Raw genomic sequence first — 2,510 nt, forward strand, 5'->3', positions numbered from 1 at the left:
AGGTGCTTTGTCTTTATGTTTAAAACGCCTGTGAGTCCAAAAATAATATTGTGGATTGGAACGGATTTGTTGTTCAACTTTATCTAAATAAATATCGGTTAAAGCATAATCTGGATATTTTTTGGCATCATTAGTAATTAAACTAAAAGTAGTTTCGTAGTAGCCTCTTTTAATTTTTTTCACCTCCATAAAAACCATATTCATATCAAATCTTTTGGCTAACATTTCAGCTCCTGTATGAATTGGAACCTTTACGCCTAAAAATTCACGCCAATAAAACGTTTTTTTTATTTGTGGAGATTGATCGCTTAGCAAGCCATACATTGCCTGAATTTTATTTATTTGATTGTGCTGAATTTCTCCAACTACCTTAGCAGTTTGAATTAAATTAGTACCAAATTTAGCTCTAGATTTTAATACTTTATTGTTAAAATAAGGATTGCTTACTTTTGTATATGCAGCATAACCCTGATAATTAACAAATGAATCTAGGCTCATAATCCATTCCCAGTTGGCATAATGAGCACCAACCAAAATTACACTTTTTCCATCTTTATATAATTCATCAAAAAAATGAATATTTGGAAATTTATAGCGCTTATAAACTTCTTCTTTTGATACGGTAAACGATTTAATCATTTCAATAAATACATCTACAAAATGATGGTAAAATTGTTTACGAAGTTTTAAGTTTTCCTTTAAAGAATTTTCAGGGAATGCTAAATTTAAATTAGTTAAAACTACTTTTTTTCTATAACCAATTACGTAATAAATTAGTATATAAATACCATCAGAAATAGTATATAACACTCTAAATGGTAAAATGGAGATTAACCAAACAATTGGGTAAACTAGAATGTAAATTAAAAAGTTTATCATAATAGCTGCAAATATCGAATTAATTTTTAATACTTACTCAAAAGGAATTCAATATCGTTAAAATTTCATATTTTCGTTCAACATAATTTTTTAAAATGAATATAGACAAGGTTTTATTACTACTAATTATTGCAAATGTAGGGGCTTCTATAAAAGGTTTTAGCGACCGTTTATTTTTTGATAAATATAAATTTCAAATTGCGGCTATTAACAGAGGTGAAAAGTTACGAATGTTAACCTCAGGGTTTTTACACGTAGATTATATTCACCTTTTATTAAATATGTATGTTTTGTACATTTTTGCTCCAGTAATTATTATAAAATTGGGCATTATAAAATTTTTAATTATCTATTTTGGAAGTTTAATAGCAGGTAGTTTATTAACACTAACGTATCATAAAAATGAACTGTATTATACAGCAGTAGGAGCTTCTGGAGCGGTTGCAGGTATTATTTACGCATCTATTTTAGTGAATCCTGGAATGAGTTTATTTATGTTTCCATTACCAATTCCTATTCCGGGTTATATTTTTGGAGTTGGATATTTACTTTATTCTATTTATGGAATGAAAAAACAAATTGGGAATATTGGTCATTCAGCGCATTTAGGAGGTGCAATTGGTGGTTATGCATTATTGTTATTAGTATTTCCTAATGCTTTTTTACAAAGCACTTTTACTGTTGTGCTTTTAGGAATTCCAATTGTATTGCTACTTGTATTTGGACATAAATTAAAGTAATAAAAAAAGCCAAACAAAAGTTTGGCTTTTTTTTTGAGCGAGAGACCGGGCTCGAACCGGCGACAGTCAGCTTGGAAGGCTGAAGCTCTACCAACTGAGCTACTCTCGCATTAACGGTTGCAAATATACAATCAATTTGCATTATTGCAACAAATTTCTTCATTTTTTTTCATTTTTTTATAGAATAAATTCTAAGTGATTTATACACTTAAAGTTACAAAAATTATAAAGTGTAAATTTTTAATAGTCTTTTTTAAAAAGGTAAATTATTTAGCTCATTTTTCTGTAAAAAGAGGAATAATATAGTTTAAAAATAAATGAAGTTAGATTATTTTAAAAAAAAATATTTTATGAAAGAAAAAAGTGTAAATTTAGCGTTGCTTAAAACATAAAATTGCTAATGAATGGTTTTAATAGATGTATAATATGATTGAAATCAAAAAAATTAAGACTGAAGACACCTATTCAATTCGATTGGAAGTATTACGTAAAAATATTCCTTTACCACATAAGTTTAACGGAGATTTTGACGAAAGTACTTTTCATTTAGGAGCGTTTAAAAATAACGTGTTAATTGCTGTTTCTAGCTATATGAAATCTGATTATCCTTCTTTTAAAGGAGCCCAGTACCAATTAAGAGGGATGGCAACGTTACAAGAATATCAAGGTATTGGTGCTGGTAAATTAATGGTAGAGAAATCGTACGAAATTTTAAAAGGATTAAATATAAATTGTTTGTGGTGTAATGCCCGTGAAATAGCAGTTCCATTTTACGAAAAACTAGGAATGAAAACTTTTGGTGAAAAGTTTGATGTAAAGTTAATAGGAGATCACTACGTAATGTTTAAATATTTATAAAGTGAGAAAGTATTGTTGTTTATATATTGTGGC

At 28.0% G+C, this 2,510-nt stretch carries 3 protein-coding genes and 1 tRNA gene; 2 read left to right on the forward strand and 2 right to left on the reverse strand.

The window, feature by feature from the left end; translation table 11 throughout:
- On the reverse strand, positions 1-879 hold an 879-nt coding region (locus tag ABY298_RS15965; RefSeq protein ID WP_372747036.1), incomplete at its 3' end, for a lysophospholipid acyltransferase family protein.
- Between the two features lie 95 nt (positions 880-974).
- Between ABY298_RS15965 and ABY298_RS15970 the strand changes: the two genes are divergently transcribed.
- A complete protein-coding gene (locus ABY298_RS15970) occupies positions 975-1,619 on the forward strand; it encodes a rhomboid family intramembrane serine protease (protein ID WP_372747037.1) in 645 nt (214 codons plus the stop codon).
- A 36-nt stretch (positions 1,620-1,655) separates the two neighbouring features.
- On the opposite strand, the gene ABY298_RS15975 is transcribed toward ABY298_RS15970, so the two are convergent.
- Positions 1,656-1,728: transfer RNA gene (locus ABY298_RS15975), tRNA-Gly, on the reverse strand.
- Between the two features lie 317 nt (positions 1,729-2,045).
- On the opposite strand from ABY298_RS15975, the gene ABY298_RS15980 reads away from it, so the two are divergent.
- On the forward strand, positions 2,046-2,477 hold the full coding sequence (locus tag ABY298_RS15980; RefSeq protein ID WP_372747038.1) for a GNAT family N-acetyltransferase: 432 nt from the start codon (positions 2,046-2,048) through the stop codon (positions 2,475-2,477).
- Positions 2,478-2,510: the final 33 nt, after the last annotated feature.

The organism is Lutibacter sp. (genome assembly GCF_041596795.1).
Classification (GTDB): domain Bacteria; phylum Bacteroidota; class Bacteroidia; order Flavobacteriales; family Flavobacteriaceae; genus Lutibacter.